24 protein-coding genes are annotated in these 23,891 nt (G+C 58.6%); 9 read left to right on the plus strand and 15 right to left on the minus strand.

Annotated elements, in window-relative coordinates:
- Positions 1-79: 79 nt before the first annotated feature.
- From rodA to B2590_RS02705, 6 genes are all read right to left on the minus strand, one after another.
- Positions 80-1,222: a rod shape-determining protein RodA gene (gene rodA, locus B2590_RS02680; protein ID WP_036203842.1), complete on the minus strand. Its 1,143-nt coding sequence runs from the start codon at positions 1,220-1,222 to the stop codon at positions 80-82.
- Positions 1,222-3,114: a penicillin-binding protein 2 gene (mrdA, locus tag B2590_RS02685; protein WP_286810060.1), complete on the minus strand. Its 1,893-nt coding sequence runs from the start codon at positions 3,112-3,114 to the stop codon at positions 1,222-1,224. The genes rodA and mrdA overlap by 1 nt, the downstream gene beginning before the upstream one ends.
- Before the next feature lie 14 nt (positions 3,115-3,128).
- Entirely contained in the window at positions 3,129-3,599 is a 471-nt protein-coding gene (rlmH, locus tag B2590_RS02690) for a 23S rRNA (pseudouridine(1915)-N(3))-methyltransferase RlmH (RefSeq protein WP_075194938.1), read from the minus strand.
- Between the two features lie 2 nt (positions 3,600-3,601).
- Positions 3,602-3,952 (minus strand): ribosome silencing factor, encoded by a 351-nt coding sequence (rsfS, locus tag B2590_RS02695; RefSeq protein WP_036203834.1) that lies wholly within the window; start codon positions 3,950-3,952, stop codon positions 3,602-3,604.
- Positions 3,953-4,040: 88 nt separating this feature from the next.
- On the minus strand, positions 4,041-4,673 hold the full coding sequence (gene nadD, locus B2590_RS02700) for a nicotinate-nucleotide adenylyltransferase (RefSeq protein WP_036203830.1): 633 nt from the start codon (positions 4,671-4,673) through the stop codon (positions 4,041-4,043).
- A 6-nt stretch (positions 4,674-4,679) separates the two neighbouring features.
- Positions 4,680-5,936: a glutamate-5-semialdehyde dehydrogenase gene (locus tag B2590_RS02705; RefSeq protein ID WP_036203825.1), complete on the minus strand. Its 1,257-nt coding sequence runs from the start codon at positions 5,934-5,936 to the stop codon at positions 4,680-4,682.
- Between the two features lie 179 nt (positions 5,937-6,115).
- Here B2590_RS02705 and B2590_RS02710 point away from each other — a divergent pair, with 179 nt between their 5' ends.
- From B2590_RS02710 to B2590_RS02720, 3 genes are read left to right on the plus strand one after another with little or no spacing between them, the layout of a single operon-like run.
- Positions 6,116-7,126 carry a GGDEF domain-containing protein gene (locus B2590_RS02710; RefSeq protein WP_036203822.1) on the plus strand — a complete coding sequence of 337 codons (1,011 nt, stop codon included), beginning with the start codon at positions 6,116-6,118 and terminating at the stop codon, positions 7,124-7,126.
- Entirely contained in the window at positions 7,123-8,121 is a 999-nt protein-coding gene (locus tag B2590_RS02715; protein WP_075194936.1) for a GGDEF domain-containing protein, read from the plus strand. The genes B2590_RS02710 and B2590_RS02715 overlap by 4 nt, the downstream gene beginning before the upstream one ends.
- Positions 8,118-9,572, plus strand: a complete 1,455-nt coding sequence (locus B2590_RS02720) for a bifunctional DedA family/phosphatase PAP2 family protein (RefSeq protein ID WP_036203815.1) — start codon at positions 8,118-8,120, stop codon at positions 9,570-9,572. Before B2590_RS02715 ends, B2590_RS02720 begins: the two co-directional genes overlap by 4 nt.
- 10 nt (positions 9,573-9,582) lie before the next feature.
- Here the strand turns inward: B2590_RS02720 and B2590_RS02725 are convergent, their stop codons facing one another.
- Both B2590_RS02725 and B2590_RS02730 read right to left on the minus strand, forming a co-directional pair.
- A complete protein-coding gene (locus B2590_RS02725; protein ID WP_075194935.1) occupies positions 9,583-10,161 on the minus strand; it encodes an LON peptidase substrate-binding domain-containing protein in 579 nt (192 codons plus the stop codon).
- A 56-nt stretch (positions 10,162-10,217) separates the two neighbouring features.
- Positions 10,218-11,474, minus strand: coding sequence for an HDOD domain-containing protein (locus B2590_RS02730; RefSeq protein ID WP_036203812.1), 1,257 nt, complete (start codon positions 11,472-11,474; stop codon positions 10,218-10,220).
- 145 nt (positions 11,475-11,619) lie between these two features.
- On the opposite strand from B2590_RS02730, the gene ilvD reads away from it, so the two are divergent.
- Positions 11,620-13,455 carry a dihydroxy-acid dehydratase gene (ilvD, locus tag B2590_RS02735; RefSeq protein WP_286810059.1) on the plus strand — a complete coding sequence of 612 codons (1,836 nt, stop codon included), beginning with the start codon at positions 11,620-11,622 and terminating at the stop codon, positions 13,453-13,455.
- 68 nt (positions 13,456-13,523) lie between these two features.
- On the opposite strand, the gene B2590_RS02740 is transcribed toward ilvD, so the two are convergent.
- Entirely contained in the window at positions 13,524-13,949 is a 426-nt protein-coding gene (locus tag B2590_RS02740; RefSeq protein WP_164732079.1) for a peptidoglycan-binding domain-containing protein, read from the minus strand.
- An 81-nt stretch (positions 13,950-14,030) separates the two neighbouring features.
- Positions 14,031-15,146 (minus strand): AI-2E family transporter, encoded by a 1,116-nt coding sequence (locus tag B2590_RS02745; protein ID WP_036203804.1) that lies wholly within the window; start codon positions 15,144-15,146, stop codon positions 14,031-14,033.
- Between the two features lie 150 nt (positions 15,147-15,296).
- On the opposite strand from B2590_RS02745, the gene B2590_RS02750 reads away from it, so the two are divergent.
- The 3 genes from B2590_RS02750 to B2590_RS02760 all read left to right on the plus strand — a co-directional run bounded on the left by B2590_RS02750 (position 15,297) and on the right by B2590_RS02760 (position 17,049).
- Positions 15,297-15,641, plus strand: coding sequence for a hypothetical protein (locus B2590_RS02750; RefSeq protein ID WP_036203801.1), 345 nt, complete (start codon positions 15,297-15,299; stop codon positions 15,639-15,641).
- Between the two features lie 137 nt (positions 15,642-15,778).
- On the plus strand, positions 15,779-16,027 hold the full coding sequence (locus tag B2590_RS02755) for a hypothetical protein (protein ID WP_075194933.1): 249 nt from the start codon (positions 15,779-15,781) through the stop codon (positions 16,025-16,027).
- A gap of 122 nt (positions 16,028-16,149) precedes the next feature.
- Positions 16,150-17,049 (plus strand): haloalkane dehalogenase, encoded by a 900-nt coding sequence (locus B2590_RS02760; protein ID WP_036203799.1) that lies wholly within the window; start codon positions 16,150-16,152, stop codon positions 17,047-17,049.
- Positions 17,050-17,068: 19 nt separating this feature from the next.
- Here B2590_RS02760 and B2590_RS02765 read toward each other — a convergent pair whose 3' ends face one another.
- Positions 17,069-17,857 carry an acyl-CoA thioesterase gene (locus tag B2590_RS02765; protein WP_036203796.1) on the minus strand — a complete coding sequence of 263 codons (789 nt, stop codon included), beginning with the start codon at positions 17,855-17,857 and terminating at the stop codon, positions 17,069-17,071.
- A 198-nt stretch (positions 17,858-18,055) separates the two neighbouring features.
- On the opposite strand from B2590_RS02765, the gene B2590_RS02770 reads away from it, so the two are divergent.
- Complete coding sequence (locus B2590_RS02770; protein ID WP_036205678.1) at positions 18,056-19,570, plus strand: DEAD/DEAH box helicase; 1,515 nt, start codon at positions 18,056-18,058, stop codon at positions 19,568-19,570.
- Positions 19,571-19,587: 17 nt separating this feature from the next.
- Here the strand turns inward: B2590_RS02770 and B2590_RS02775 are convergent, their stop codons facing one another.
- The 4 genes from B2590_RS02775 to B2590_RS02790 form a co-directional block, all read right to left on the minus strand.
- On the minus strand, positions 19,588-20,103 hold the full coding sequence (locus tag B2590_RS02775) for a dihydrofolate reductase (protein WP_036203793.1): 516 nt from the start codon (positions 20,101-20,103) through the stop codon (positions 19,588-19,590).
- 441 nt (positions 20,104-20,544) lie between these two features.
- Positions 20,545-21,384, minus strand: coding sequence for a thymidylate synthase (locus tag B2590_RS02780; RefSeq protein ID WP_286810058.1), 840 nt, complete (start codon positions 21,382-21,384; stop codon positions 20,545-20,547).
- Positions 21,381-22,169, minus strand: coding sequence for a prolipoprotein diacylglyceryl transferase (gene lgt, locus B2590_RS02785; protein ID WP_286810057.1), 789 nt, complete (start codon positions 22,167-22,169; stop codon positions 21,381-21,383). Before lgt ends, B2590_RS02780 begins: the two co-directional genes overlap by 4 nt.
- Positions 22,170-22,184: 15 nt before the next feature.
- Positions 22,185-22,979 carry a sulfite exporter TauE/SafE family protein gene (locus B2590_RS02790; protein WP_286810056.1) on the minus strand — a complete coding sequence of 265 codons (795 nt, stop codon included), beginning with the start codon at positions 22,977-22,979 and terminating at the stop codon, positions 22,185-22,187.
- An 86-nt stretch (positions 22,980-23,065) separates the two neighbouring features.
- On the opposite strand from B2590_RS02790, the gene B2590_RS02795 reads away from it, so the two are divergent.
- On the plus strand, positions 23,066-23,851 hold the full coding sequence (locus B2590_RS02795) for an NRDE family protein (RefSeq protein ID WP_286810055.1): 786 nt from the start codon (positions 23,066-23,068) through the stop codon (positions 23,849-23,851).
- The last annotated feature ends 40 nt before the right edge of the window (positions 23,852-23,891 follow it).

Raw genomic sequence — 23,891 nt, forward strand, 5'->3', positions numbered from 1 at the left:
CACCGCGGCCAAGATTACCATGGCAGCGGACCCGGCAACCATTACTCCCTGTCCATGGTCCATGGTCGGTGCCCAGTCATCACGCACTGATCATCCGTCTATGAGTATGAACCGACATCAACACCCCAAACGCCGCCATCAGCGTTACCCCTGACGTTCCACCATAGCTGACCAGCGGCAGGGGCACGCCCACCACTGGCAGAAGACCACTGACCATCCCCACATTGACGAAGACATAGATAAAAAACGTCATCGTCAGCGCCCCCGCCAACAGCCGGCTGAAGGAATCCTGTGCCGTCGACGCAATGTACAGGCACCGCAGAACAATCAGGAGATAGAGCACCAGAAGAACCAGCATGCCCACAAAGCCAAATTCTTCCGCCAGCACCGCAACGATGAAGTCGGTATGGCTCTCAGGAAGAAACTCAAGATGGGACTGTGTGCCCTGGAGCCACCCCTTGCCATCCATGCCCCCCGAGCCAATAGCGGTCTTGGACTGGATAATGTTCCAGCCGGCGCCAAGCGGATCGCTCTGAGGATCCAGCAAGGTCAGTACGCGCTGCTTCTGATACTCGCGCATCACGAAGAACCACATCAGTGGTGCCGCCACTGACACCATGGCAAGAAAGGCGCCGATCAGGCGCCAGCCCATACCGGCAAAGAACACCACGAATATCCCGGCGGCGCCAACCAGTAACGAGGTCCCCAGGTCCGGCTGCAAGATGATCATTGCCATGGGAGCCAACACAATGAGCAACGCCACCGCCACATGGCGGAGTCTTGGAGGCAGGTAATGGCGCGAAAGGTACCAGGCGGCCATCATCGGCACCACCAGCTTCATCAGCTCCGAAGGCTGGAAACGGGGCAACCCGGGAATGGCCAGCCAACGCTGCGCACCCTTGGCACCAACGCCAACCAGCAACACCGCCGCTAGTCCTATCAGGCCGGCAACAAACAGCCAGGGCGACCAACGCCGGAACACCGCCGGGTCGAGTTGGGCGAACACAAACATCACCACCAGAGCCACGCCCATCCGGATGCCCTGGGCCTTCACGACCTCCAGGTTGCGGTCGGCCCCGCTGTACAAAACGAACAGCCCCCCCGCAATAAGGGTCAGCAACAGGAACAGTAGAATCGGGTCAATATGCAACGCCGACCAGATCCCCCTCGGGCTAGACAGGGGGTGACGTGCTGACTGATTTAACAGGCTACCGGCGGGCATCAGTTACTCCCTTCCCCGGGCGAGCCAGCCACGAGTTCACTGCCTGCCCCGGAGAGATCCAGCAACCAGGCATCAAACATGGCCCGTGCAACCGGCGCGGCGGTTCCGCTACCGCTACCACCGTTCTCAACGATAACGGCGACGGCGATCTTTGGGTCTTCCACGGGTGCAAAGCCGACAAACAGGGCGTGATCCCGCAGTCGCTCACGTATTTCCTCTTCGTCGTACTCTTCGTCCTCGGCCAGACTGAACACCTGCGCGGTACCGGTTTTGCCGGCCATCCGATAGGGCGCCCCCCTTGCTGCTCCCCGGGCCGTGCCTTTACTTCCGTGCATTACTTCGGCCATGGACTCCACAACAAACTCCCAGTCATCCGGATTTTCAAGTTCGATAGACTGGTGCGTCCCCGTCGGTAGCACCTCATCAATCGATTGATCCCCCTTGATGTCTTTCAGCAGCCGTGGCTCTGCCCAATGACCACGGTTGGCAATCACCGAGGTAGCGGTCGCCAATTGTAACGGCGTCGCCAACATGAACCCCTGCCCAATACCCAGGTTTACCGAGTCCCCGGGATACCAAGGCTCGCTATGAATAGCGCGTTTCCAGTCACTGGAGGGCAGCAGGCCGCTGAGGGCTCCGGCAACGTCCAGAGTGGCATCTTCTCCGAACCCGAAGTCGGAAAGGTATTTGTGCATGGTATCAACGCCCATGGTCACAGCCGCTTCGTAAAAATAGATATCACAGGACTGTGCCACCGCTGACTTCAGGTCTACCCATCCGTGGCCGCCCCGCTTCCAGTCGCGCCAGCGGCGGCCGCCGGAATTCAGCTGATAGTAGCCAGGATCCCAGATGGTCTTGTCCCGGGTAACGGCATTGCTGTCGAGCGCGGCGATAGCGAGCATAGGTTTGAGAGTTGAGCCTGGCGGGTATTGGCCCCGCAGGGCACGATTAAAGAGGGGCTTGTCCACGCTACTGCTAAGTGACCGATAGGCTTCGACACCTATGCCGGTGACGAACAGATTGGCGTCAAAGCCGGGCACACTGGCAAGAGCAAGGATGCCCCCGGTGGACGGCTCAATCGCAATAATGGCGCCACGCCGGCCATCGAGCAGGTCATGGGCCAGCCGCTGCAACCGCAAATCCATGTGCAACTGGACATCTTCCCCGGGCACCGGATTTTCTCGCTCCAGTACGCGCAGGGTTCGGCCTCGCGCATTGGTTTCCACGTGCTGGTAGCCGACCTGGCCGTGCAGGAGTTCTTCGTAGAAACGTTCCACCCCGGACTTGCCAATGTAGTTGGTGCCCGCGTAGTTCACCGGATCAATTCTCTGCAATTCCTGACGGTTGATACGCCCCACGTAGCCAAGGGCGTGGGCAGTCAGTGTACTGTGTGGGTAATACCGAACCAGTTCCGCAGATACCTCGACACCAGGCAATTCATGGCGGTGAACCGCCAGACGTGCGATTTCCTGTTCGTTCAGATCGTAACGCAGGGGCAATTCCTGGAACGGACGACGAGGCTCAAGCAGCCGACGCTGGAAGCGCTCCATATCCTCCTCGGAAATGCTCAGCATGCCCTGGAGCTTTGCGAGGGTTTGCTCCATATCACCAACTCGCTCGGGTACCAGCGTCACACTGAAAACCGGGCGGTTCTCCGCCAGCAAGACATCGTTGCGGTCATAAACCAGCCCGCGGGGAGGCGCCACGGACTGTACCTGAACACGGTTTTTGTCGGAAAGCGTGGTGTAGATGTCGTGTTCTACAACCTGCAGTTGATACATCCGGGCAATCAACACGCCCAGCAATACAAAGACCAGTAACAGCATGACGAATGCACGACGCTGGAACAGGCGCCGTTCGGCTGCGATGTCTTTGAACTCTCCCCAGGGCATATTGGCTTGGCTTCCTAGGCCCGGTGATAAGGATGGTTGCGAGTGACGGACCAGGCGCGGTAGAGCTGCTCGGCTAGAAGGATCCGCACCAATGGATGCGGCAGGGTCAAGGCAGACAGCGACCACAGCTGATCAGCCCTGTCCCGGCAGATGTCGGCGAGACCATCCGGCCCGCCGACAAGAAAGCTGACGTCGCGGCCATCCAACTGCCAGTTCTCAAGCTGACCGGCCAATTTTTCAGTGGACCAGTTGCGGCCGCCAACTTCCAGGGCAATCACCCGGTCACGAGGGCCCAACGCCGACAGGATTGCGTCCCCCTCACGCTGCATCAGCCTGGGAATATCCGGATTCTTGCCACGATGGGCCAGGGGAATTTCCACCAGATCAAGGGACAACTCCGGCGGCATCCGGCGGGCATACTCATTATACCCCTGGCTGACCCACTCGGGCATTTTCTGCCCTACACAGACCAGGCGTAACCGCATGATTATTCGCTACCCGCAACACCCAGATCGGGAGCATCACGCCAGAGGCGTTCGAGGTCATAGAACTCTCGGGTTGCCGGCATCATGACGTGAACCACCACGTCGCCGAGATCAACCAGAATCCAGTCACTCGCATTGGCGCCTTCCACATTGCTGGCACGAACCCCCTGCTCCTTCGCTTCGGACAACACCGAATCCGCCAGGGATTTCACATGCCGATTGGAGGTGCCACACGCAAGGACCATGTAGTCCGTTACGCTGGTTCTCCCCCTGACATCAATGATGCTTACGTCCTGCGCTTTGACGTCCTCAAGCGCACCCACGACCAGTTCTTTCAGTTGCTCTGCCTGCATAATCACCCTGTTGGACGGGCAGCGGCGAAGGCAGCCACCCGAAAAGTCATATTCAGACGGGATTGTAGCACTAAAAGTTCCCGTCCGGTCATGCGCCGTATAGTCTCTGGCGTTGAATTTCCCGCCACACCGGGTCGGGCAGCAGGTAACGGGGAGAATGGCCGGAAAGAATCCGATCGCGAATACCGGTCGCAGAGATATCAAGCAACGGTGGGTCGAGTTGCAAAATATGGCCACAAGGCGCGCGAAACAAGGCCTCTACCCGCTCGACTGACCGCTGGCTCAATAATTTCGCCGGCACACCGTCCGGTGCCAGACCTGGCCCCGGACGTTGCACGACGACAATGTGAGCCAGTTCGGGAATCCGCTCCCACTCCTGCCAGCGGTCGAAACCGGCGAAGGAATCCGTACCCAAAACCATGGCGAGCGGTTTGTCGGGGCCGATCTCCGCCCTCAGTTGCGTCAACGTCTCCGCGGTGTAAGACGCGCCTTCCCGCCCCAACTCGCGATCATCCAGAGTCAGCCCGGGCTCGCCGGCAATGGCCAGCTCCAGCAAAGCCAGACGCTGCGCACTCGTGGCACCCGGCACGTCACGGTGAGGAGGCACGTGGCAAGGCATCAAAGCCACTTCCGACACCCCCAACCGCTCCCTTAGTTCGACCGCGAGCCGCAGGTGGCCATGATGTATCGGGTCGAAGGTGCCGCCATAGATCACATGCATGCGCAATCAGGTCCGGATGTGGCCGTCGCCAAACACCACGTATTTCTGTGATGTCAGACCTTCAAGGCCAACCGGCCCACGGGCGTGAATCTTGTCTGTGGAGATGCCGATTTCCGCACCGAGACCATACTCAAAACCATCCGCAAAACGGGTCGACGCATTGACCATGACGGAGCTGGAATCCACTTCCGTCAGGAATCGACGGGCCCGGGTATAGTTTTCCGTGACGATGCTGTCTGTGTGCTGAGAGCTATAACGATTGATATGCTCAATGGCGCCATCAAGCCCGTCGATCACTTTTACCGCAAGCACCGGGGCCAGGTATTCCGTACCCCAGTCGTCCTCGGTGGCACGAACAACATCGGGGAGAATATCCATTGTCTGCGGGCAGCCCCTGAGCTCCACGCCTTTGTCCCGGAAGGCGTCCGCCAGCAAGGGCAGAATATCGGCCGCAATTTCCTGGTCCACCAGCAGTGTTTCCATGGTATTGCAGGTGCCGTACCGCTGGGTCTTGGAGTTCACTGCGATGTTTAGGGCTTTTTCGGGATCAGCATGACTGTCGATGTACACGTGACAGATACCATCAAGATGCTTGATTACAGGTACGCGCGCATCACGACTGATCCGCTCAATCAGTCCCTTACCACCTCTGGGGACTATCACATCCACAAACCGGGGCATGGTAATCAGTTCGCCGACAGCCGCCCTGTCGGTGGTTTTCACGACCTGTACGGCACTTTCTGGCAGTCCTGATTCCTTCAACCCCTTGGCCAGGCAGGCTGCGATGGCCTGATTGGAATGAATGGCCTCGGAGCCCCCGCGCAAAATGGTGGCGTTGCCGGACTTCAGGCACAGACTGGCAGCCTCTACAGTCACGTTGGGCCGGGATTCGTAGATAATACCGATAACACCCAACGGCACACGCATGCGACCAACCTGTATTCCGGAGGGTCGATACGTCATATCGGTAATTTCACCAATCGGATCCGGCAACGAGGCCACCTGGCGCAGCCCTTCAATCATTGCATCGATGCGCGCCGGGGTCAGCTCCAGCCGATCCAGCATCGCTGCTTCAAGACCGTTGGCACGGCCACCCTCCAGATCCCTGGCATTGGCTGTGGCAAGCTCATCGCGCGCAGCGTCCAGAGCCTCGGCTGTTGCCAGCAACGCCTGGTTGCGAACAGCCGTTGTGGAGCGGGCCACAGCCCTCGCGGCCTGCCGTGCCTGCTGTCCTACCTCCGCCATATAAGCTGCAATATCCATCCGATTACCTTTCAATGTTAATACCGATTGTGCGAATCAGGGCCTAACTTTACCTTTCCCGTTTCAAGTACGCATCCCAAGCGATTATTATACCGGCCTGAGACACTTTATTCCGCGGGTCATTGAACAAAACCTGCTGTATGCTTTAAACCACGGACGCCCGGGAGAGGACGGATACCATGGCCCAGATGGCCGAAAAATTCCTGTTAAGCCGCCTGTCGAGAACTGGATTCCTGATCCTGATCGCCATTGCCGCATTTTCAGTGATCCAACGGGAGACACTGACAGCAATCACCGCTATTGTCGCCGCAGCACTGGTCTTCAGCGGCAACACCTTCCACCCCGGACGCTCTCGACAACCCTGGCCGGCGATTCACCGACTCCTGTTTGTGGCGCTGTTGTCGCTTTTGGCCACCAGCCTATGGACAGGGCCCTGGAGCCTGACCCACTGGCTCTACGTCGCACCACTGGTCGGCTTTGCACTGCTGCCCGTCACCTGGGCAGCGGCGATTACCGCACTCTGCGCCGTTCTTGCGATGTCTGCCACCCATTGGTCTGCCGGCCTGCCCGAACGCCACCAGATGCTTAGCGCACTGCTGCTGACCGTTATGCTCTCAGGCCTGCTGGTTTTCCTGCGTGAGTACAAGTCGCGACAACTTGCGCCCCTGCGCCGGACCGACGAACTGACCCAGGCCGCAAGCCGCGAATACCTGACGGCTGATCTCCACAAGGAGATCCAGCGCAGTGAACGGGAAGGCACCGATATGTCGGTGATCATGATCGGCCTGGACACCCACCTGAGCGACAGCGACCCGGATGCCGACATACGCTCCATACTGCCACGGATCGGCCGTTATCTGCACTCCCAGCTACGGGATTTCGACACCTACTATCGGGTAGCAGATCTGCAATTCCTGGTCATCCTGCCAGGCATCCCCACGGCAGAAGCGGCATCACAGGCCGAGACGATCCGAAAGGGATTACGCACCCTGCTTGCCTCACACCAACTGCATCTGACGGTCAGTGCGGGAATCGCCGGCCTGAATATCGGCGATGACGCAGACAGTTTGCAGCAATCCGCTGCCAATGCGTTGCGGCGCGCCCAGCAACAAGGGGGCGACCGCGCCCAGTCCTACAGTACCTGGACACACACATCGCCCCCACCCAGAACGGAGGGGCCGGCGTTATGACTGAAACCCGCTTGAGAAGTTTTACCCATCTGGCCGGTTATGCGTTTGCCAGTCTTTTCATTGCAAGCCTGGCATTCCAGAACCTTCGCTACGGATTCTATGACCTGTTCTTCCTGGCTGCCGGAATGGCGTTGCTGACGGTCGCAGGCGCTGGCTATACCTTCATATGTCGCCGCCGCCAGTTGTCGGCACCGGGGCATCTCCTTATTCTTACAGCGCTGAACAGTGGGTTGGTGGCGGCCATGTTTGCCCTTGACCCTCCCGGCATCAGTCATTGGGTTATGCCCCTGGTTGTACTGAATCTGCTGATCCTTCCGCTACGACAGGGGCTGATCCTTTCCCTGTTATTGCTGGTCGCACTGGCACTCTTTCTACTCCTGTCATCGCCCCTGATGTACGCCATAACCATCAGTGCCGGGGTGTTTGCTCTGGTCGCGGTGGCCGCGCTGTATATCTGGCACTACGACCACATGGCACAATCGGCAGAGGATCTGGCCATTACCGACCCGGTGACCGGCGCCCACAATGCACGCTTCCTGGACGAAACCCTGCAAAAGGAAATTTCCCGGGCCATTGTCATGTCACACTCCCTGTCGGTGATTTCCCTGGCCATTGATTACGCCGAGGAAGCCGAAGATCTGCACGGCCAGGCCGGCATGCAGCGACTGCTCAGGGACCTCACCCAGCACCTGTTTGACGTTATCCGTGCTGGCGACACCCTTTACACGCTTGAAGACGGCGAGTTTTTCCTGATCCTGCCCTTCACACCGGAAGAAGGCGTACGCGTCATCGCCGAACGAATTCGGCGGACCATCGCGGAACAGAACTGGCCTCTGGCCGGAAAAGTGACTGTCAGCCTTGGCTGCACCACTCGCGCCAGTACCGACATCCGCACGGCGGACCTGCGAAAACGGGTTAGGCATGCATTGGAGGAAGCCCGTAAACGTGGTGCCGATTCGGTCTGGTACAGCCAGGGAGATGTTCGCCCATCATGATGCCGGAGTGGCTACAGTCACTGACCGACTGGCTGGCAACCAACCCGGGCTGGCTGTCAGCGGCGCTGTTCCTCACAGCATTCCTCGAGTCCCTAGCCTTTGCGGGCATCCTGATCCCCGGGGTTGCCATCCTGTTCGCCGTGGCGGTGCTGGCTGGCCAGGTGGCCATACCGGTGGCCGAAGTCCTGCTGTGGGCCGGCGCCGGAGCCGTTGCTGGCGACGGCATCAGCTTCGCCCTCGGCAGACTGTTTCAGGGACGCCTGGACAGGCTTTGGCCACTGAATCGTTTCCCGGGATTTATCGGCAAAGGCGAGGCTTTCTTCCATCGTCACGGCGGTAAAAGCGTCGTTATCGGACGCTTTGTGGGCCCGATTCGACCAATCATTCCGCTCATCGCCGGCGCATTTCTGATGCCGTGGCGACGGTTCCTGGCCTTCAACCTGTCATCGGCAGTGGCCTGGGCACCAGTCTATGTATTGCCGGGGTATCTGGTTGGTAGCGCCCTGGCCAGCGAATTCGAACCACCCGCTCACTTTTACCCTGTGATCGCAATCAGCGCCGCAATACTGCTGGTGATTTACCTGTTGCTTTTCCGCTTCCAGTTAGGTCTTGGGCATGGCAGCCAGCTCTACCTGTGGTTGTCGCGCCTCACGGCCCGCTACGATTCGACCCACCGCTTCTGGCGCCTGTATACCAGCCAGCGACCCGCGCAGGCCGGCGAGTTCCCGCTACCCTCATTGTCGTTGGCACTGGGAGCCGGGGCTCTGTTTATGATTTGGGGCCAACTGGCCATCGCCACCCAACTGCTGGCGCCGTTTGATGAGCTGACCCTTCAGTGGTTTTCACAGTTGCGGACCCCGCTTCTGGACCCGGTAATGATCCTGCTGACACTTCTCGGGGACCCACCGGTACTGCTGGCAGCAGCGGCGTTGAGCGCTCTGGCCCTTTACTTTCGTGGTTACTACGCCGCCGCCATCCATGTGGCGGGAGCAGCACTGCTCACGACTGTGTTGGTCTGGGGCTTCAAATACCTGACCGCCATACCTCGGCCGGACGTTGTCTTCGGACCTCCGGATTCGGGCGCTTTCCCCAGCGGCCACGCCACCGGCGTCACCGTTCTTTCTACCCTGGCAGCAAGCTTTATCGCCAGGGAAAGCCGGAATATCAGACGCTGGCGCTACTACCTGCTTTTCAGTATTCCCATTATCCTTGGGGCGCTAAGCAGACTTTATCTGGGCGTTCACTGGTTTACCGATGTGGTGGCGGGGGTGTTTCTCGGGCTCTCGATCTGCGGGTTCGTAAGGGCCAGCTATAGCCGCTACGACAACGTCCCACTGGCAAGGGATGGAACGCTATTGATTGCGGGGTGGGGATGGCTCGCCTTCGTGGCCTGGTATGTAACGACACAATGGTCAAACGCGGTTGTGCTCTACAGTGTCACCGCTCCGTAGCAACCATTATTCAGCTTTCTTCCAGTGCTTCCAGCAACCCCAGCAGACGCTCCAGGCGCTCCAGGGGCGCCTGGAGCTCCACCAGCCGCTGCTTTTCCTGCTTGTCCAGCGGCAGTAATTCGGTCAACCGCCACCCCACATCCCTGGCGTCGTCGTAGTCTACGTCCATATCCAGTTCCCGGACGACAGGATGGCGAAACAACGCTTTCAACACCGAGGGGAGTTCCGCGAAACGCTCAGGAACAGGCGTTTGCTCCTCCGCCAGCAGGCATTCCACATCCCCGACATTCAGTCCGTCCGGCTGCTGCCAGGAACGTACCACCGTTACCTTATCCTTGCCTTCAACGGTAATACCCAGCAAACCGTTATCCATCTGCTGGAAATCAATAATGCGAACATAGGTGCCGATATCGTAGAAAGCCACCGACTTGCCCGTTTCCAGACCTTCCCGAAGCAGCACGACTACAAATCCCCGATCCTCCTTGAGGCAACGGGTGAGCATATCGATGTATCTGGGCTCGAACAGCTGCAGGGGAATCCGTCCACCGGGCAGCACTACAGAGTTCAGCGGGAAAAGAGGTACATTCATTGTTGGTATTGTCACCAGTAAACTAGCTCCGGAGGAATGACGACCCTGTCATATCCTCAATGAATTGAAAGCAGGCGATGGACTTCGTCCACCCTTGCACGGGCTTCCGTCAATAGCTGCAGGCTTCGGGACGCGTTCAGCTCAAGCTCACCAAGACGGCGATAGGCAGGCACCTCGTCAAACGGTGGCAGAGACCCGTTCTGACTGGACCCAATCATCGCATGCAACTGGGCGACAATCACGATATCCACCAGCTGAGGTGAGGATTCCCGGCACTCATACCCCCAGTCCTCCGCATGCCTTGTCGCCTCCAGAAAGCCATTAGGGAACGACCAGCTTTCCAGGATTGCGGTTCCCACATCGGCCCTGAGCTCGCCAATGGCATGCTCAAGATTGGCCTGATCGGCAAACAGATTGACGTGATGCTCCGCCTGCACCAGCACCGGCACGACTCCGATATCGTGCAACAGCCCTGCGAGCAACGCCTCTTCCGGGTTGATGGAGGTAGCACTATCCGCAAGCACCCAACACAGGGCGGCCATCTCACGGGAATGGCGCCAGAGTTTGTCCATTTCCTTTTGCAGCGATGCCTGTTTGGTTTTGAACACCTCGCGCATCGAAAACACCGTAACCAATTGGCGCGTGGTACGCATGCCCAACCGGATAACCGCCTCGCGAACGTTGCGAACATCACTGAATCCACGGTACAGGGGACTGTTGCAGGCTCGAACCAGTTTCGCAGCCATCGAAGGGTCCGCCGAGATTGCACTGGCAACCTGATCCGCCGTGGAATCTTCCCGGTCTACGGTCCTGCGCACTTTCCAGGCCACATCCGGCACGCTTGGCAGGGTCAGTTGATTGGAGCGCAGCTCGGCATAAAACTCCATCAGCAGATGGTGTTCTTCGCTGCCCTCGTCGCCAGCCCCGTCACCGGAATCCATTTCCACCTGGGGCACGGGTGCGGCCCGCAATAGCTGGTTGAGGATGTCCTGCTGAATAACGAGGAACTCGCTCGCCTTGATGGCGGTCACGTTGTACATCCGGGGTTGCAGCCGGGCAATGGGGTTAATGGCCTTGTCGGTATCGGCCTCGATGGTGGACTTGCGGCCGTCAATCGACTCCAGCTCTACACTGCCGTGGATCAGGAATATGTCCAGGCCATCCCGCACGCCGCGCTCTACCACTCGCTGGCCCGGGCCGTGGGTTCTTCTTTCCGCCCGACTTGCGAGCAAAACCAACTGGTCATCCGTCAACCGGTTCAAGGGTTGAAACTGCTTGAGACGACGCAGAGGCAGGCTTTCCTGGCCAGCCATAGGACTACTCCTCGATCAGTTATTCGTTCGTTCTGTTACACATTGTAAGCGCGGAATCCCAAAACAACCATGCGATCAAGGGGTAATCTGGTATCCTCTTGCGTTCCATTTTCCGACCCAGTTAAAGAAGAGAGACCAGACAACCATGCCCCAGTATCGTTCGCGGACATCTACCGCAGGCCGCAATATGGCTGGCGCACGTGCTCTTTGGCGCGCCACCGGCATGAAGAATGAAGACTTTGGCAAACCCATCATCGCCGTTGCCAATTCCTTTACTCAGTTCGTTCCCGGCCATGTACACCTCAAGGATCTGGGGCAGTTGGTCTGCCGGGAAATCGAGCAAGCCGGCGGCGTTGCCAAGGAATTCAACACCATTGCCGTGGACGACGGCATTGCGATGGGGCATGACGGGATGCTGTACTCCCTACCTTCCCGCGAGATCATCGCTGACTCCGTGGAATACATGGTCAACGCCCACTGCGCTGATGCCCTGGTCTGCATCTCCAACTGCGACAAGATCACCCCGGGCATGCTGATGGCCGCCATGCGCCTGAACATTCCCGCCATTTTCGTCTCCGGTGGCCCCATGGAAGCCGGCAAGACCAAACTCTCGGAGCACAAACTCGACCTGGTGGATGCCATGGTCATCGCTGCCGACCCGAATGCGGATGACGAAACCGTCGCAGAGTACGAACGCAGCGCCTGCCCCACCTGCGGCTCCTGTTCCGGCATGTTTACAGCCAACTCCATGAACTGCCTCACCGAAGCCATTGGCCTGGCTTTGCCCGGGAACGGCTCAATGCTCGCTACCCACTCGGACCGCGAAGCCCTGTTCCTGAAAGCCGGAAGACAGATTGTGGAGAATGCCCGCCGCTATTACGAGGATGACGACGCCAGTGTGTTGCCTCTGAGCATTGCCTCCATGGAAGCGTTCGAGAACGCCATGGTGATGGACATCGCCATGGGCGGCTCCACCAACACCATCCTGCATTTGCTGGCTGCGGCCCAGGAGGGCGGCGTGCCGTTCACCCTCAACGAAATTGACCAGTTGTCCCGCCGGGTACCCCAACTTTGCAAGGTGGCGCCGAATTCCCCCAAGTATCATATGGAGGACGTTCATCGCGCTGGCGGCATCATGGGCATCCTTGGCGAACTGGAACGGGGCGGACTGATCAACACCGACCTGCCAACCGTACACAACAAAACCATGCGCGAGGCCCTGAAAACCTGGGACATCATGCAGGAGCCCACCCCTGAAGTGGTCGAATTCTACAAGGCCGGTCCTGCCGGCATTCCCACTCAGACAGCCTTCAGCCAAAGCACCCGCTGGCCCTCCCTTGATGGCGACCGCGAGGCAGGCTGTATTCGTTCCGTTGAAAATGCCTACTCATCTGAAGGCGGCCTGGCGGTTCTCTTCGGCAATATTGCCCTGGACGGCTGCGTGGTCAAGACGGCCGGCGTGGACGAAAGCATCTACGTCTTCGAAGGCAAGGCACGAGTATTCGAAAGCCAGGATACCGCGGTCGAAGGCATCCTCAACGACGAGGTCCAGCCTGGAGAGGTGGTCATTATCCGCTACGAAGGCCCTCAGGGCGGCCCCGGTATGCAGGAAATGCTCTATCCCACCAGTTACCTGAAGTCCAAGGGGCTGGGTAAAGAGTGCGCCCTGCTGACTGACGGCCGATTCTCCGGCGGCACCTCAGGCCTTTCCATTGGCCATGCCTCCCCTGAAGCGGCTGCAGGTGGCGCCATTGGGTTGATCGAGAACGGTGACCTGATCCGTATCGACATTCCCAACCGGTCCATCAACGTGGAGATAGACCAGAACGAACTCGATCGGCGACGTGAGGAGCGGGATGAGAAAGGCTGGAAGCCCGAATTGTCGCGGCCGCGCAAAGTCTCGGCAGCGCTGAAGGCTTATGCGTTGCTGGCAACCAGCGCCGACAAGGGCGCGGTCAGAAACCTGGAAAAATTAGGCTAAACGCACGCGGGCCCGGGGTAGCGACTACCCCGGGCCCGAATTCAGGCAGGAAAAACGGTTATCAGGGCCTAGAAGAAGGACCAGCCACCGTCGTCATCTTCCTCTATATCATCTTCTTGCGCCTGCTCTGCCGGCTCGTCAGCTTCCGGCTCCGCGGCCGCACTGGAAGTGCCTGCATCCTGTGACGCTCCGGCGTTGCCGGACGACCCAGCCGCCGCGACCTGAACGTGAACCATACCCAGCGCTTTCTTGGTGGCGTCATCAAGCACACCAGAGGCGTTCAACCCCTGATCCTTTTGAAACGCGGTCAACGCCGAGCGAGTGGTGTCATCCATTTGCGGACTGACATTATTGATGTCATAACCCGCCGCATAAAGGGCATTCTTAAGCGCCACGGTATCGTTTGCTGACGCAACGGGCGCCGCCGCCAGGGCCATTGCCCCCGCGAGGATAGCAGCCAATATACGGGTGTGAGTGAATATCTGCCTAGCCATGATCTACTCCAGTTACCTGTCGCTTTTTATTGTGTTGCCAGTCCCTACAGGATGGACATTACGACGAAAGACTAACATATTTTAAGCACTGCCGGACCGATCCGATTGTTGTGATTCTGTAGCGGGGGCAGACACATTTACTGACGGGGCTTCATTCGATTCCCCAAACTCGCGTATGAAAATACCCCAGAACGCCATGAACAGAGCCGCGACCAATGGGCCCATCACAAATCCATTAATGCCGAACATCACTATCCCACCCAAGGTGGAGAGCAAAACGATGTAGTCTGGCAGTTTGGTATCCCGGCCAACGAAAACAGGCCGGAGCAGATTGTCCGCGAGCCCGATCACGACCACCCCGAACGCCGTTAGCACAATTGCCGACACCATCTCCCCTGTCGCGGCCAGGTAGAGAGCCGCAGGAACCCAGACCAACGCCGCGCCAACGGCGGGAAGCAGGGACACAATCGCCATCACCACCCCCCAGAGCAGCGCACCCTGAATACCCAGAAGCCAGAAAATACCGCCCCCAAGCGCGCCCTGGATAACCGCGATCAACAAGTTGCCCTTGACCGTGGCCCGCGTGACCTCTGCGAACTTGGCAAACAACAGACGCTCACGCTCGTCTCCCAGCGGCAGCGCACGAATCAACAGATCCACCAGTTTGCTGCCATCACGGAGAAGGAAAAACGCCAGGTAGATCATCAGCGCCAGCCCCAGAAAGAACTGAAACGTATTCTGCCCAAAACCGAGCGCCTGTTTCGCCAGAAACTGACTGCCCCCCACGAAGCCGCTGACCACGCGATCCCTCACCTCTGCGAAGTCCAAACCAAACTGGGCGAAAAACGACTCAATGGCCGGAAACGACTGGATAACCCTGTCGATGTAGTCGCCGGGGCGTAGTTGCCCTTCCTGGATTCGCTGATAGAGGGACAACCCCTCTGCCACCAGCGACGTCACCAACGCCAGCACCGGTATGACCACGATCACCATGCAGATCAGTAGCGTTAGCAGGGCAATGGTATTGGGACGGTCGCCCAACCGCCGGGCCAGGTACTCTCGAACCGGATGAAAGATCAGCGCAATGGCCACGGCCCAGAAAATAGGGCCAAAAAAAGGCTTCATCAGCAGAATGAACGCCAGGGAAACCCCAACCAGCATGGCCAGAAAGGTCCGTGTCTCGAGTTTTCCGTACATAGTGAAATTCCCTGAACCTGGGTGTCGTCGTCTCACAGTAGGTGGGCTGCGGATCTGAATGGGCCTAGACTACCACGCCATCGTGGCCAGTCTAGCGACTTTCAGGTTATAGTGGACGGTTATTGGTCATTCGTTAAACAGGTCGCGACGTTGGATAACGAAGAGTTTGATGTTGAAACGGCGCTGGATGCGGTCGCTGCTCTCAATCGTGTGCTGGCAGCCAGAACGCACCGCCGCAAAGTGATGGGCCAGGAAGTACTGATACCGGGCCAGTTGGGCGAAGCCCTGCAGTTGCCGCAGATCCTGCGGCGTTTGCAGAGTAAACAGGCACGCCAACGGGAGCAGGGACTGGAAGACTTTCAGGAGCTGTGGCCAACGCTGTCGCCTGCCACACGGGAAAAGGTCCTCGACAGAATCGGCTGGTACGACCCGAAATCCCTGGACTGGGAGGACAAACGCTCGAACCGTCGCCCGGTTGCCGACCCGGATCATTGAAACCGTCCTGATAATGAAGTCGTCCTGACAAATGAGCCCTTTCGGGCATTCTTTCGTAGTTCTTGTCCTATTTCTCGTTGAACTGACTTTGAATTGTCACAGTTCGCCCTTACGTTGGAGCTAATGGAGGTTTATTTATGCAACAAACAGAACATTACAACGCCATCGCTTCAGAGAGCAGTGCCGTACCCACTTTACTGTGCGGGCATTGTCGCTCCACCCTGTCCCGTAGCCGAATTTTCCGCAACGAAGAAATGCGGCCCCATAACGACCACTGTCAGACACTTGCCTTATGCTCGGCAGACGACTGTGGTGCTCTGAATTGCTGCGACGCAGCGTTGGCGCGGCTTGACGACCCAGACGAACTCTTCAGCAAAGCATCCTGATTCAAACAGTCAACGCACTGTTACGTAAACCAAACACACAAAATTCCCATCTGATTTATCCTGATTCCTGAAGGCTGCGGTAACACCAGCCACGCAACCACTCAGTCAGGACAGTCGATGGCATGCGTATTCTGAGAACCGATGAAGCCCGCTTCGCAGGTCTTCCGGATTACCCTTTTTCCCCTCATTATCTGGACGTAGAGCCAGGCCTGAGAATGCACTATGTAGACGAAGGCCCGAGGGACGCATCGCCCGTGCTGATGCTGCACGGCGAGCCATCGTGGTCGTACCTTTATCGTCACATGATCCCACTGGTGGCAGAAGCGGGGCATCGGGTACTGGCTCCCGACCTGATCGGGTTCGGTAAATCCGATAAGCCAGCCAATGTAAGCGACTACAGTTACGAACGCCACATGGCGTGGCTGTCCGAGTGGCTTAAGGCCCAGGGCCTGAATAACATCACTCTGGTCTGCCAGAACTGGGGGTCACTCCTGGGCCTGCGACTGGCGGCCGAACACCCTCAACTCTTCCGCCGGATCATTGTCGGCAACGGCATGCTGCCGACGGGGGACACCCCAGTGCCTGCCGTATTCACGCTGTGGAAAACCTTTGCCACCCACAGCCCGTGGTTTCCAGTCGGGCGAATTGTTCAGCTTGGAACGGAAAGGGCCTTGAGCAAGGCCGAAATCGCAGCCTATGAAGCACCTTTCCCATCTGCAGAATTCAAGGCAGGTGCCCGTGCATTCCCGAAACTGGTCCCCGTTTCCGCCGAAGACCCCTCAAGCGATGCCAACAAGGCGGCCTGGCGCATTCTGGAAACCTGGAAAAAGCCGTTTATTACCTGCTTCAGTAGCGGCGACCCCATTACCCGGGGCGGAGACCGATACATGCAACGCCGCATCCCCGGCGCCCATGGCCAACCGCACATCACCTTACGCGGTGGCCACTTCCTGCAGGAAGACTCCCCGGACGACTTCGCCCGCATAATCATCGACGCCTGCAAGTCTGAAATGGCGGCCTGAAGCCGCCATGTCCTGATTGCTACCCGAACACCGTCACCGTCTGGCGGCTAGTCGCCACCAGCTCACCACGGCTTGTCCAGATACCGGCCTGAGTATGGCCGTACCCGGCACCGGCCTGATCAATGGTCGCGCGATACAGCAACCAGTCATCCGGCCCGATTTTTGGCCGCGGATGCATGATATCCAACGCCCAACTCAGGGAACTGGCTGGCGCCGGCGATTTCAGGTGTGGCAGCACGGCAGGCGGCCAGGCGTCAACGAGCGCCACAATATGAGCATCGGTAATGGCTTCTGGCGCCTCCCTGAACTGCATCCACCCGCCCATCTCGCGACCGCCGATACCGCTGAAAGGCATGCCTCCGAACGCCCAGCGCATTTCAATGTGCTGGGTAAACTCCGGGGTCACGCCCTTGATGTAGGGCAATGCCTGGCAATCCCCAACGGCCCTCGCCTCTGGAGCAACGAGTGGCTCAACCGCCACTGCCGACTCCCGATCGCCACCAAAGCTCGCCAGCGCCACCAACTTCGGCTCTCCGCCCTGGACAATGCGCCCCATAACCTGGCTGACGGCCTTGCCTTCCCGCAGAATTTCAGCCTCGACTGTCGCCGGTTCATCCGGCGTTACCGGGCCCACAAAGGACACCTGCATTGAACGCATGGGGCGTCCCGGGGCTACCACCTGGGCCATCCGGTCAAACACCAGGGCGGCAATCAGGCCGCCAAAAGAAGCGCGCCCCTGAGCCCAGGTCGTCGGGATAGTAACGCTCCCACCGCTGGCGGTCTTTTCCATCAATTCGTCAAAATTCATCAGCCTGCCTCATTAGCATCCTATCCGAAACAACCGGGAGATTGCCGAAGTTCCCCCCGCAACGCAACCGTCATCGCCGGCAACTACCTACTGCACTAACAGCATTAGCCGTGTTAAAGACACAACAAACCAGTTATAATCCCCGCCATAACACGCATTGCATTGCAATGCCCTACCCTCCGAATTCTGAGTAAATTAATGTCTGAATTGTCTTTTGCCGACCTCGGCCTGGATCCCGCTGTCCTTGAAGCAGTTGCCGCCGTTGGCTATGAAAAGCCCTCTCCCATACAGGCCCAGACGATCCCTGCGCTGTTGGCTGGCAAACACTTACTGGGTGTTGCCCAAACGGGTACCGGTAAAACCGCCGCCTTTGCGTTGCCGTTGCTGAGCCGGATAGACGCGTCTGTTATGGAACCACAGATCCTGGTTCTGGCACCCACGCGGGAACTGGCCATCCAAGTGGCCGAAGCGTTTACCACCTATGCCAGCAAGTTCCGCAACTTTCATGTACTGCCTATCTATGGCGGCCAGGACTTTTTCCCTCAGATCAAGGGCCTGCGTCGCGGCGCCCAGGTGATCGTGGGCACCCCTGGCCGAATGCTGGATCACCTCCGCAAGGGCACACTGAAGCTGGACAGCCTCAAGGCGCTGGTACTGGACGAAGCTGACGAAATGCTTCGCATGGGCTTCATCGACGACGTGGAAGCGATCCTGGCAAAGACCCCGGACAACTGCCAACGCGCGCTGTTCTCCGCGACCATGCCGCCGCAGATCAAGAAGGTCGCCCAGACCTATCTGCGCGACGCCACGGAAGTGAAAATCGAGAGCGAGACCCGCACGGTTGAACGCATTTCGCAGTTTGTGCTGCCAGTGTATGCCGAACGCAAACTGGATGCCCTGACCCGTATTCTGGAAGTGGAACCGCTCGACGCCGCCATTATTTTTGTGCGGACGAAAGCGGAAACCACGTTGCTGGCTGAAAAACTATCCGCACGCGGCCATGCCGTAGCACCGCTGAACGGTGACCTGAACCAGCGCCAGCGCGAGCAGACAGTGGAAGACCTCAAGCGCGGCAAGAAAGACATCATCGTGGCAACCGATGTTGCGGCCCGCGGCCTTGATGTCCCCCGCATTACTCACGTAATCAACTACGACGTGCCTTACGACACCGAAGCCTACATTCACCGGGTTGGCCGCACCGGCCGTGCCGGTCGTGAAGGCAAGGCGATTCTGCTGGTCACGCCTCGTGAGCGTAGTTGGCTGCGCACGCTTGAGCGCGCCACCAATTCGCCGATGGAATCCTATGAACTGCCCTCGCCCAACGCTCTGAAGAAGATGCGCGAAGAGCAGTTTGAATCACAACTTCTGGGCTTTGCTGAAGATGGCAAGCTGGGCAAGGCGATGGCGTTGCTCGATGAAATTGCCGAACGCAACGACATGGACATTGCGATGGTTGCTGGTGCGCTGGCTTGCTATCTGGAGGCATCCCAGCCGGGCTCACTGCCCCTGGAACAGCCGGAAGCACTGCCGGTGGTTTCTGCCACCGCTCCGCCACGTCGTGACCGTAAAGGTGGCCGTCCGGGCGGTAAGCCAGGCGGGTTCAAGCCAGGATTCAAGAAGGGCCCCAAGGGCCGCGGTGGCCCAGGCCCGAAGGGCAAGCCTCCCGGCAAGGGTGGCAAGCCTTCTGGTAAACGCCCACCCCGTCAGGGCTGATCTGCTGACTTAGGCGCTCAAGGCTGACTTGGGCGCTGGTAGACGACGAAGCTGTAGTCATAAGGGTTATTATCGGACGCGGAGAAATCCTCCCGTCCGAGCTCTTCCCACTCATCCCAGTTTACTTCCGGAAAGAAGGCGTCTCCCTCCACCTCGGCGTGCACCTGGGTGACGTAGATCCGATCCACCATCGGCAGCGCTTCCGCGTAGATCTGCCCACCGCCGATGATCATGACTTCATCTCCGCCTTCAATCTCGGCCTGTGCTTCGGCTTTGACCAATGCGTCTTCCAACGATTCTGCCGCAACCGTTCCGGCGGGTGCCTCCCATTCCGGATTCCGTGAAATAACCACGTTCATTCGCCCGGGCAAGGGTCTACCAATGGAATCCCAGGTTTTCCGGCCCATGATGATGGGTTTTCCCATGGTGGCCTGTTTGAAGTACCTGAGATCGCCCGGCAAGTACCACGGCAGCTTGTTGTTACGGCCGATGACCCGGTTGCGGGACATGGCTACTATTAGAGCTTTTCTCATTGTTTGTTTATCCTCTTGATTGGGAGCTCCGGATCCCGGGCCCTCGGGACTTGGGGGCTGCAATAGGGCGAGATAATCTGTCCAAAAAACGCCTCAAGGCATCCATGCGCGGCTTGGGCTCCGCCATCCATGGCTCCGCACATTTTTGGACAGATTATCCCGCCCTATTGCGATTCGGCCATACAGATGGTCGATCCACAATTACTTCAATGCAGAGCAGTAGCAAATCTCGAATCATCGCGAACACTCAACCTGACCAACCCTTTCAGATAATCGAACTCTGCTATTCGGTCGCAGGGCAGCGTGTGGGGACTTTCGAAAATGTGCGGAGCCATGGAAGGCGGAGCCCAAGCCGCACACGGACGTCTCGAGGCGTTTTTCGAAAGTCCCCACACGCTGTTCTGCAGGCACCAAAATAAAAGGGCCAGGCCCAGCTAGAGATCAAATAGCAATGGGTGCCTTAATCCCAGGATGCGGCTCATACCCGTCAAACTCGAAATCCTCCAGCTCGTACTCGAAGATCGATGAAGGCTTCCGCTTGATCACCAGTTGGGGCAACGCCCGTGGCTCCCGCTTCAACTGCTCAAACACGATGTCGTCGGTCAGGTGGTTCTGGTACAGGTGACAATCACCAAAAGTATGGACGAACTCCCCCACACCCAGATCGCACTGCTGGGCAATCATGTGAGTCAGTAACGCATAGGACGCGATATTGAACGGAACGCCCAGGAACAGGTCGGCACTGCGCTGATAGAGCTGACAGGAGAGCTTGCCGTCGGCGACGTAGAACTGGAACAGGCAGTGGCACGGAGCCAAGGCCATGCGACCCTGGCGGACGTTGTCCTGGGGGCCAATGGATTCATCCGGGAGCTCAGCCGGGTTCCACGCCGAGACAATCAACCGGCGTGAATTGGGCTTGTTGCGAATCTGGTCAATCACTTCGCTGATCTGGTCGACGGTGCTGCCATCCGGGCAGTGCCAGCTTCGCCACTGTTTGCCGTAAATAGGTCCCAGGTCTCCGTTCTCCAGGGCCCATTCATTCCAGATAGAAACGTTGCGCTCTTTCAGCCAGTTGTTGTCGGTGGACCCCTGCAGGAACCACAACAGCTCCTGGATAATGCTGCGCAGGTGGACTTTCTTGGTGGTCACCAGCGGGAAGCCGTCCTGCAGGTCAAAGCGAATCTGGCGGCCAAAGACCGAGCGGGTGCCGACGCCGGTGCGGTCACCGCGGTCCATGCCGTTGTCCACCACGTCTTTCATCAGGTCGAGATAGGCTTTCATTCAGCGTTTCTCCGGTAAGCAATAACGATCAGAACGGCGCCCGCCAGGATCATCGGGAACGACAACACCTGCCCCATGGTCAGCCAGTCGAAGGCCAGGTAACCCAGCTGGGGGTCGGGCTGGCGAACAAACTCCACCAGGAAGCGGAAGATGCCGTAACACGCCAGGAACAGGCCTGAGACCGCCATGCGAGGTCTCGGTTTGGACGAAAACCACCACAGTACGACGAACAGCAGGACGCCCTCCAGGGCGAACTGGTAAAGCTGGGACGGGTGCCGGGCCAGACTGTCCGGCGCGGTACGGAAGACCATACCCCAGGCAACATCCGTGGGTTTGCCCCAGAGTTCGCCGTTGATGAAGTTGCCGATGCGACCAGCACCCAGGCCAACCGGCACCAGTGGTGCGACGAAATCCGCAATCTGCCAGAAGGTGCGATCCACCTTGCGACCGAACCACCACATGGCGAAGATCACGCCAAGCAGGCCACCGTGGAAGGACATTCCCCCTTCCCACACGCGCAGCAACATCAACGGGTCAGCCGCGAAGGCACTGAAATTGTAGAAGATCACATAGCCAAAGCGGCCGCCCAATATCACGCCAAGGGCAATGTAGAACAGCATATCCCCCATCTGCACTTCGGTAATGGGCGACCAGGGCTTGCGGGCGCGAAGGCGGCCCAGCCACCAGCCCACAAGAAATCCGACCAGGTAGGTCAAGCCATACCAGTGTATTTTCAAAGGCCCGATGGCAATGGCCACCGGATCGATTTGCGGATGCTGGAGCATCAATAACCCCTCAGGTCAGAACAGAAAACGGATACCTACGACAATCAGGAAGATGGCGAAGATTTTTTTCAACAGGACTGCGTCCAGGCGATGAGCCAGGTTGGCTCCAACCCGGGCGAACAACACACTGGTCAGAACGATACCCACAAACGCAGGCAGATAGATAAACCCGACACTGAGCTCCGGCAGATCTGGGTTCTGCCATCCGGTGCCAATGTTTGCCAGCGCACCGGCCACAGCGATGGGCAATCCACAGGCAGCGGAGGTGCCTACCGCTTGCTGCATCCGCACGTTGCACCAGCTCAGGAACGGAACAGTCAGCGTCCCCCCGCCAATACCAAAAATAGCGGATGCCCAGCCAATACCGGCCCCGGCACTGCCCAGCCCGACGGAACCGGGCACATCGCGGCCAGGTTTGGGGTTGGCACCGAAAAGCATTTTCAAAGCCACCAAAATGACAAACACACCAATGACCAGCTCCAGGACCTCACCACTGAGCATGGATGCGGTCCAGGCACCCAACACCGCACCGAGCACAATGCCCGCCGTCATGGGGCGGAATATCTCCCAGCGGACGGCGCCGTGGAGATGGTGGGACCGTATTGAACTGATGGAAGTGAAGACAATAGTGGCCAAAGAGGTGCCCACGGCAAGGTGCGCCGCAATGTCGCTACTCACACCCTGCAGGTCAAAACTGAAAATAAGCACCGGAACAATAACCAGCCCGCCACCAATGCCAAACAGGCCGGCCATGGTGCCCGCCAGGGCGCCCAGCACAAGGTACAGGCCAACAACAGCAAAAAGGGTCATACTCAGCCACACACAGACAGCAAATCAGGCTGGTATGATACACACCCAATCCCTTTTGTTCACTCGCGACTGATGAGCCCGCCACCATGTGCCTGATTATTTTTAGCGTAAAACAGCATCCTGCCTTTCCATTGGTCGTGGCAGCAAATCGCGATGAGTTCTTTCGCCGGCCCACGGCGGCCATGGACTGGTGGCACAGCGAAACCGCCGGGCGCGATGTTCTGGCGGGACGTGATTTGCAGTCAGGCGGCACCTGGCTCGCAGTCGATGAGGATGGAGCTGTTGCCGCGGTGACCAATGTGCGGGAAGGCTCGCAGGTAACCGGCGCCCACTCCCGTGGCGAACTGCCACTGATGGCGCTGGCAGACAACAGCGATACGCTCGCAGCCCGGCTGCAGACACGAAAAAGCGATTACTCGGGATTCAATCTGGTCAGGCTGAGTGGCCACTCGGGATGGTACTACAGCAACCGTGACGCTCACCCCGGGCGCCATGTTCATCGCGGCACCTACGGCTTGAGCAACCACCTTCTGCAGACCCCATGGCCAAAACTGCTGAGATTGAGAAACTCGGTGACCGATTTGCTTGAAGGTGCGTCGGCGGACCGCACTGATGACCTCCATCACGATCTTATCGAACGCCTGCAGGACACCACGCCGGCGCCCGACCATGAACTACCGGATACCGGTATTGGCAAGGACACCGAGCGCTTTCTGTCTTCGCCGTTCATTATTGGCAGTGACTACGGTACCCGCGCCACGACAGTGGTCACGGTCAGCGCCGTCGGTGAAGTCCGGGTAACGGAACAGTGCTGGGGACCGGAGGGAAAAAAGGAAGGCTCAAGGCATTTCTGCTGGCAGCGGTCGGCCTGAAGCTTTGGTATAATCCGCCAAATTCCGCGAAGCAACCGGA

The organism is Marinobacter sp. UBA3604 (assembly GCF_002375325.1).
Taxonomy (GTDB): Bacteria; Pseudomonadota; Gammaproteobacteria; order Pseudomonadales; family Oleiphilaceae; genus Marinobacter; species Marinobacter salarius.

Bases quoted from the DNA above. Each gene is read 5' to 3' on its own strand.
- B2590_RS02740 (WP_164732079.1), bottom strand. From the start codon at position 13,949: ATGGCTAGGCAGATATTCACTCACACCCGTATATTGGCTGCTATCCTC.
- B2590_RS02760 (WP_036203799.1), top strand. From the start codon at position 16,150: ATGCGTATTCTGAGAACCGATGAAGCCCGCTTCGCAGGTCTTCCGGAT.
- B2590_RS02725 (WP_075194935.1), bottom strand. From the start codon at position 10,161: ATGAATGTACCTCTTTTCCCGCTGAACTCTGTAGTGCTGCCCGGTGGA.
- B2590_RS02715 (WP_075194936.1), top strand. From the start codon at position 7,123: ATGACTGAAACCCGCTTGAGAAGTTTTACCCATCTGGCCGGTTATGCG.
- B2590_RS02730 (WP_036203812.1), bottom strand. From the start codon at position 11,474: ATGGCTGGCCAGGAAAGCCTGCCTCTGCGTCGTCTCAAGCAGTTTCAA.
- B2590_RS02710 (WP_036203822.1), top strand. From the start codon at position 6,116: ATGGCCCAGATGGCCGAAAAATTCCTGTTAAGCCGCCTGTCGAGAACT.
- lgt (WP_286810057.1), bottom strand. From the start codon at position 22,169: ATGCTCCAGCATCCGCAAATCGATCCGGTGGCCATTGCCATCGGGCCT.
- B2590_RS02790 (WP_286810056.1), bottom strand. From the start codon at position 22,979: ATGACCCTTTTTGCTGTTGTTGGCCTGTACCTTGTGCTGGGCGCCCTG.
- B2590_RS02765 (WP_036203796.1), bottom strand. From the start codon at position 17,857: ATGAATTTTGACGAATTGATGGAAAAGACCGCCAGCGGTGGGAGCGTT.
- B2590_RS02775 (WP_036203793.1), bottom strand. From the start codon at position 20,103: ATGAGAAAAGCTCTAATAGTAGCCATGTCCCGCAACCGGGTCATCGGC.
- B2590_RS02720 (WP_036203815.1), top strand. From the start codon at position 8,118: ATGATGCCGGAGTGGCTACAGTCACTGACCGACTGGCTGGCAACCAAC.
- rsfS (WP_036203834.1), bottom strand. From the start codon at position 3,952: ATGCAGGCAGAGCAACTGAAAGAACTGGTCGTGGGTGCGCTTGAGGAC.
- ilvD (WP_286810059.1), top strand. From the start codon at position 11,620: ATGCCCCAGTATCGTTCGCGGACATCTACCGCAGGCCGCAATATGGCT.
- rodA (WP_036203842.1), bottom strand. From the start codon at position 1,222: ATGCCCGCCGGTAGCCTGTTAAATCAGTCAGCACGTCACCCCCTGTCT.
- nadD (WP_036203830.1), bottom strand. From the start codon at position 4,673: ATGCATGTGATCTATGGCGGCACCTTCGACCCGATACATCATGGCCAC.
- B2590_RS02745 (WP_036203804.1), bottom strand. From the start codon at position 15,146: ATGTACGGAAAACTCGAGACACGGACCTTTCTGGCCATGCTGGTTGGG.
- B2590_RS02705 (WP_036203825.1), bottom strand. From the start codon at position 5,936: ATGGATATTGCAGCTTATATGGCGGAGGTAGGACAGCAGGCACGGCAG.
- B2590_RS02795 (WP_286810055.1), top strand. From the start codon at position 23,066: ATGTGCCTGATTATTTTTAGCGTAAAACAGCATCCTGCCTTTCCATTG.
- B2590_RS02755 (WP_075194933.1), top strand. From the start codon at position 15,779: ATGCAACAAACAGAACATTACAACGCCATCGCTTCAGAGAGCAGTGCC.
- B2590_RS02770 (WP_036205678.1), top strand. From the start codon at position 18,056: ATGTCTGAATTGTCTTTTGCCGACCTCGGCCTGGATCCCGCTGTCCTT.
- rlmH (WP_075194938.1), bottom strand. From the start codon at position 3,599: ATGCGGTTACGCCTGGTCTGTGTAGGGCAGAAAATGCCCGAGTGGGTC.
- B2590_RS02780 (WP_286810058.1), bottom strand. From the start codon at position 21,384: ATGAAAGCCTATCTCGACCTGATGAAAGACGTGGTGGACAACGGCATG.
- mrdA (WP_286810060.1), bottom strand. From the start codon at position 3,114: ATGCCCTGGGGAGAGTTCAAAGACATCGCAGCCGAACGGCGCCTGTTC.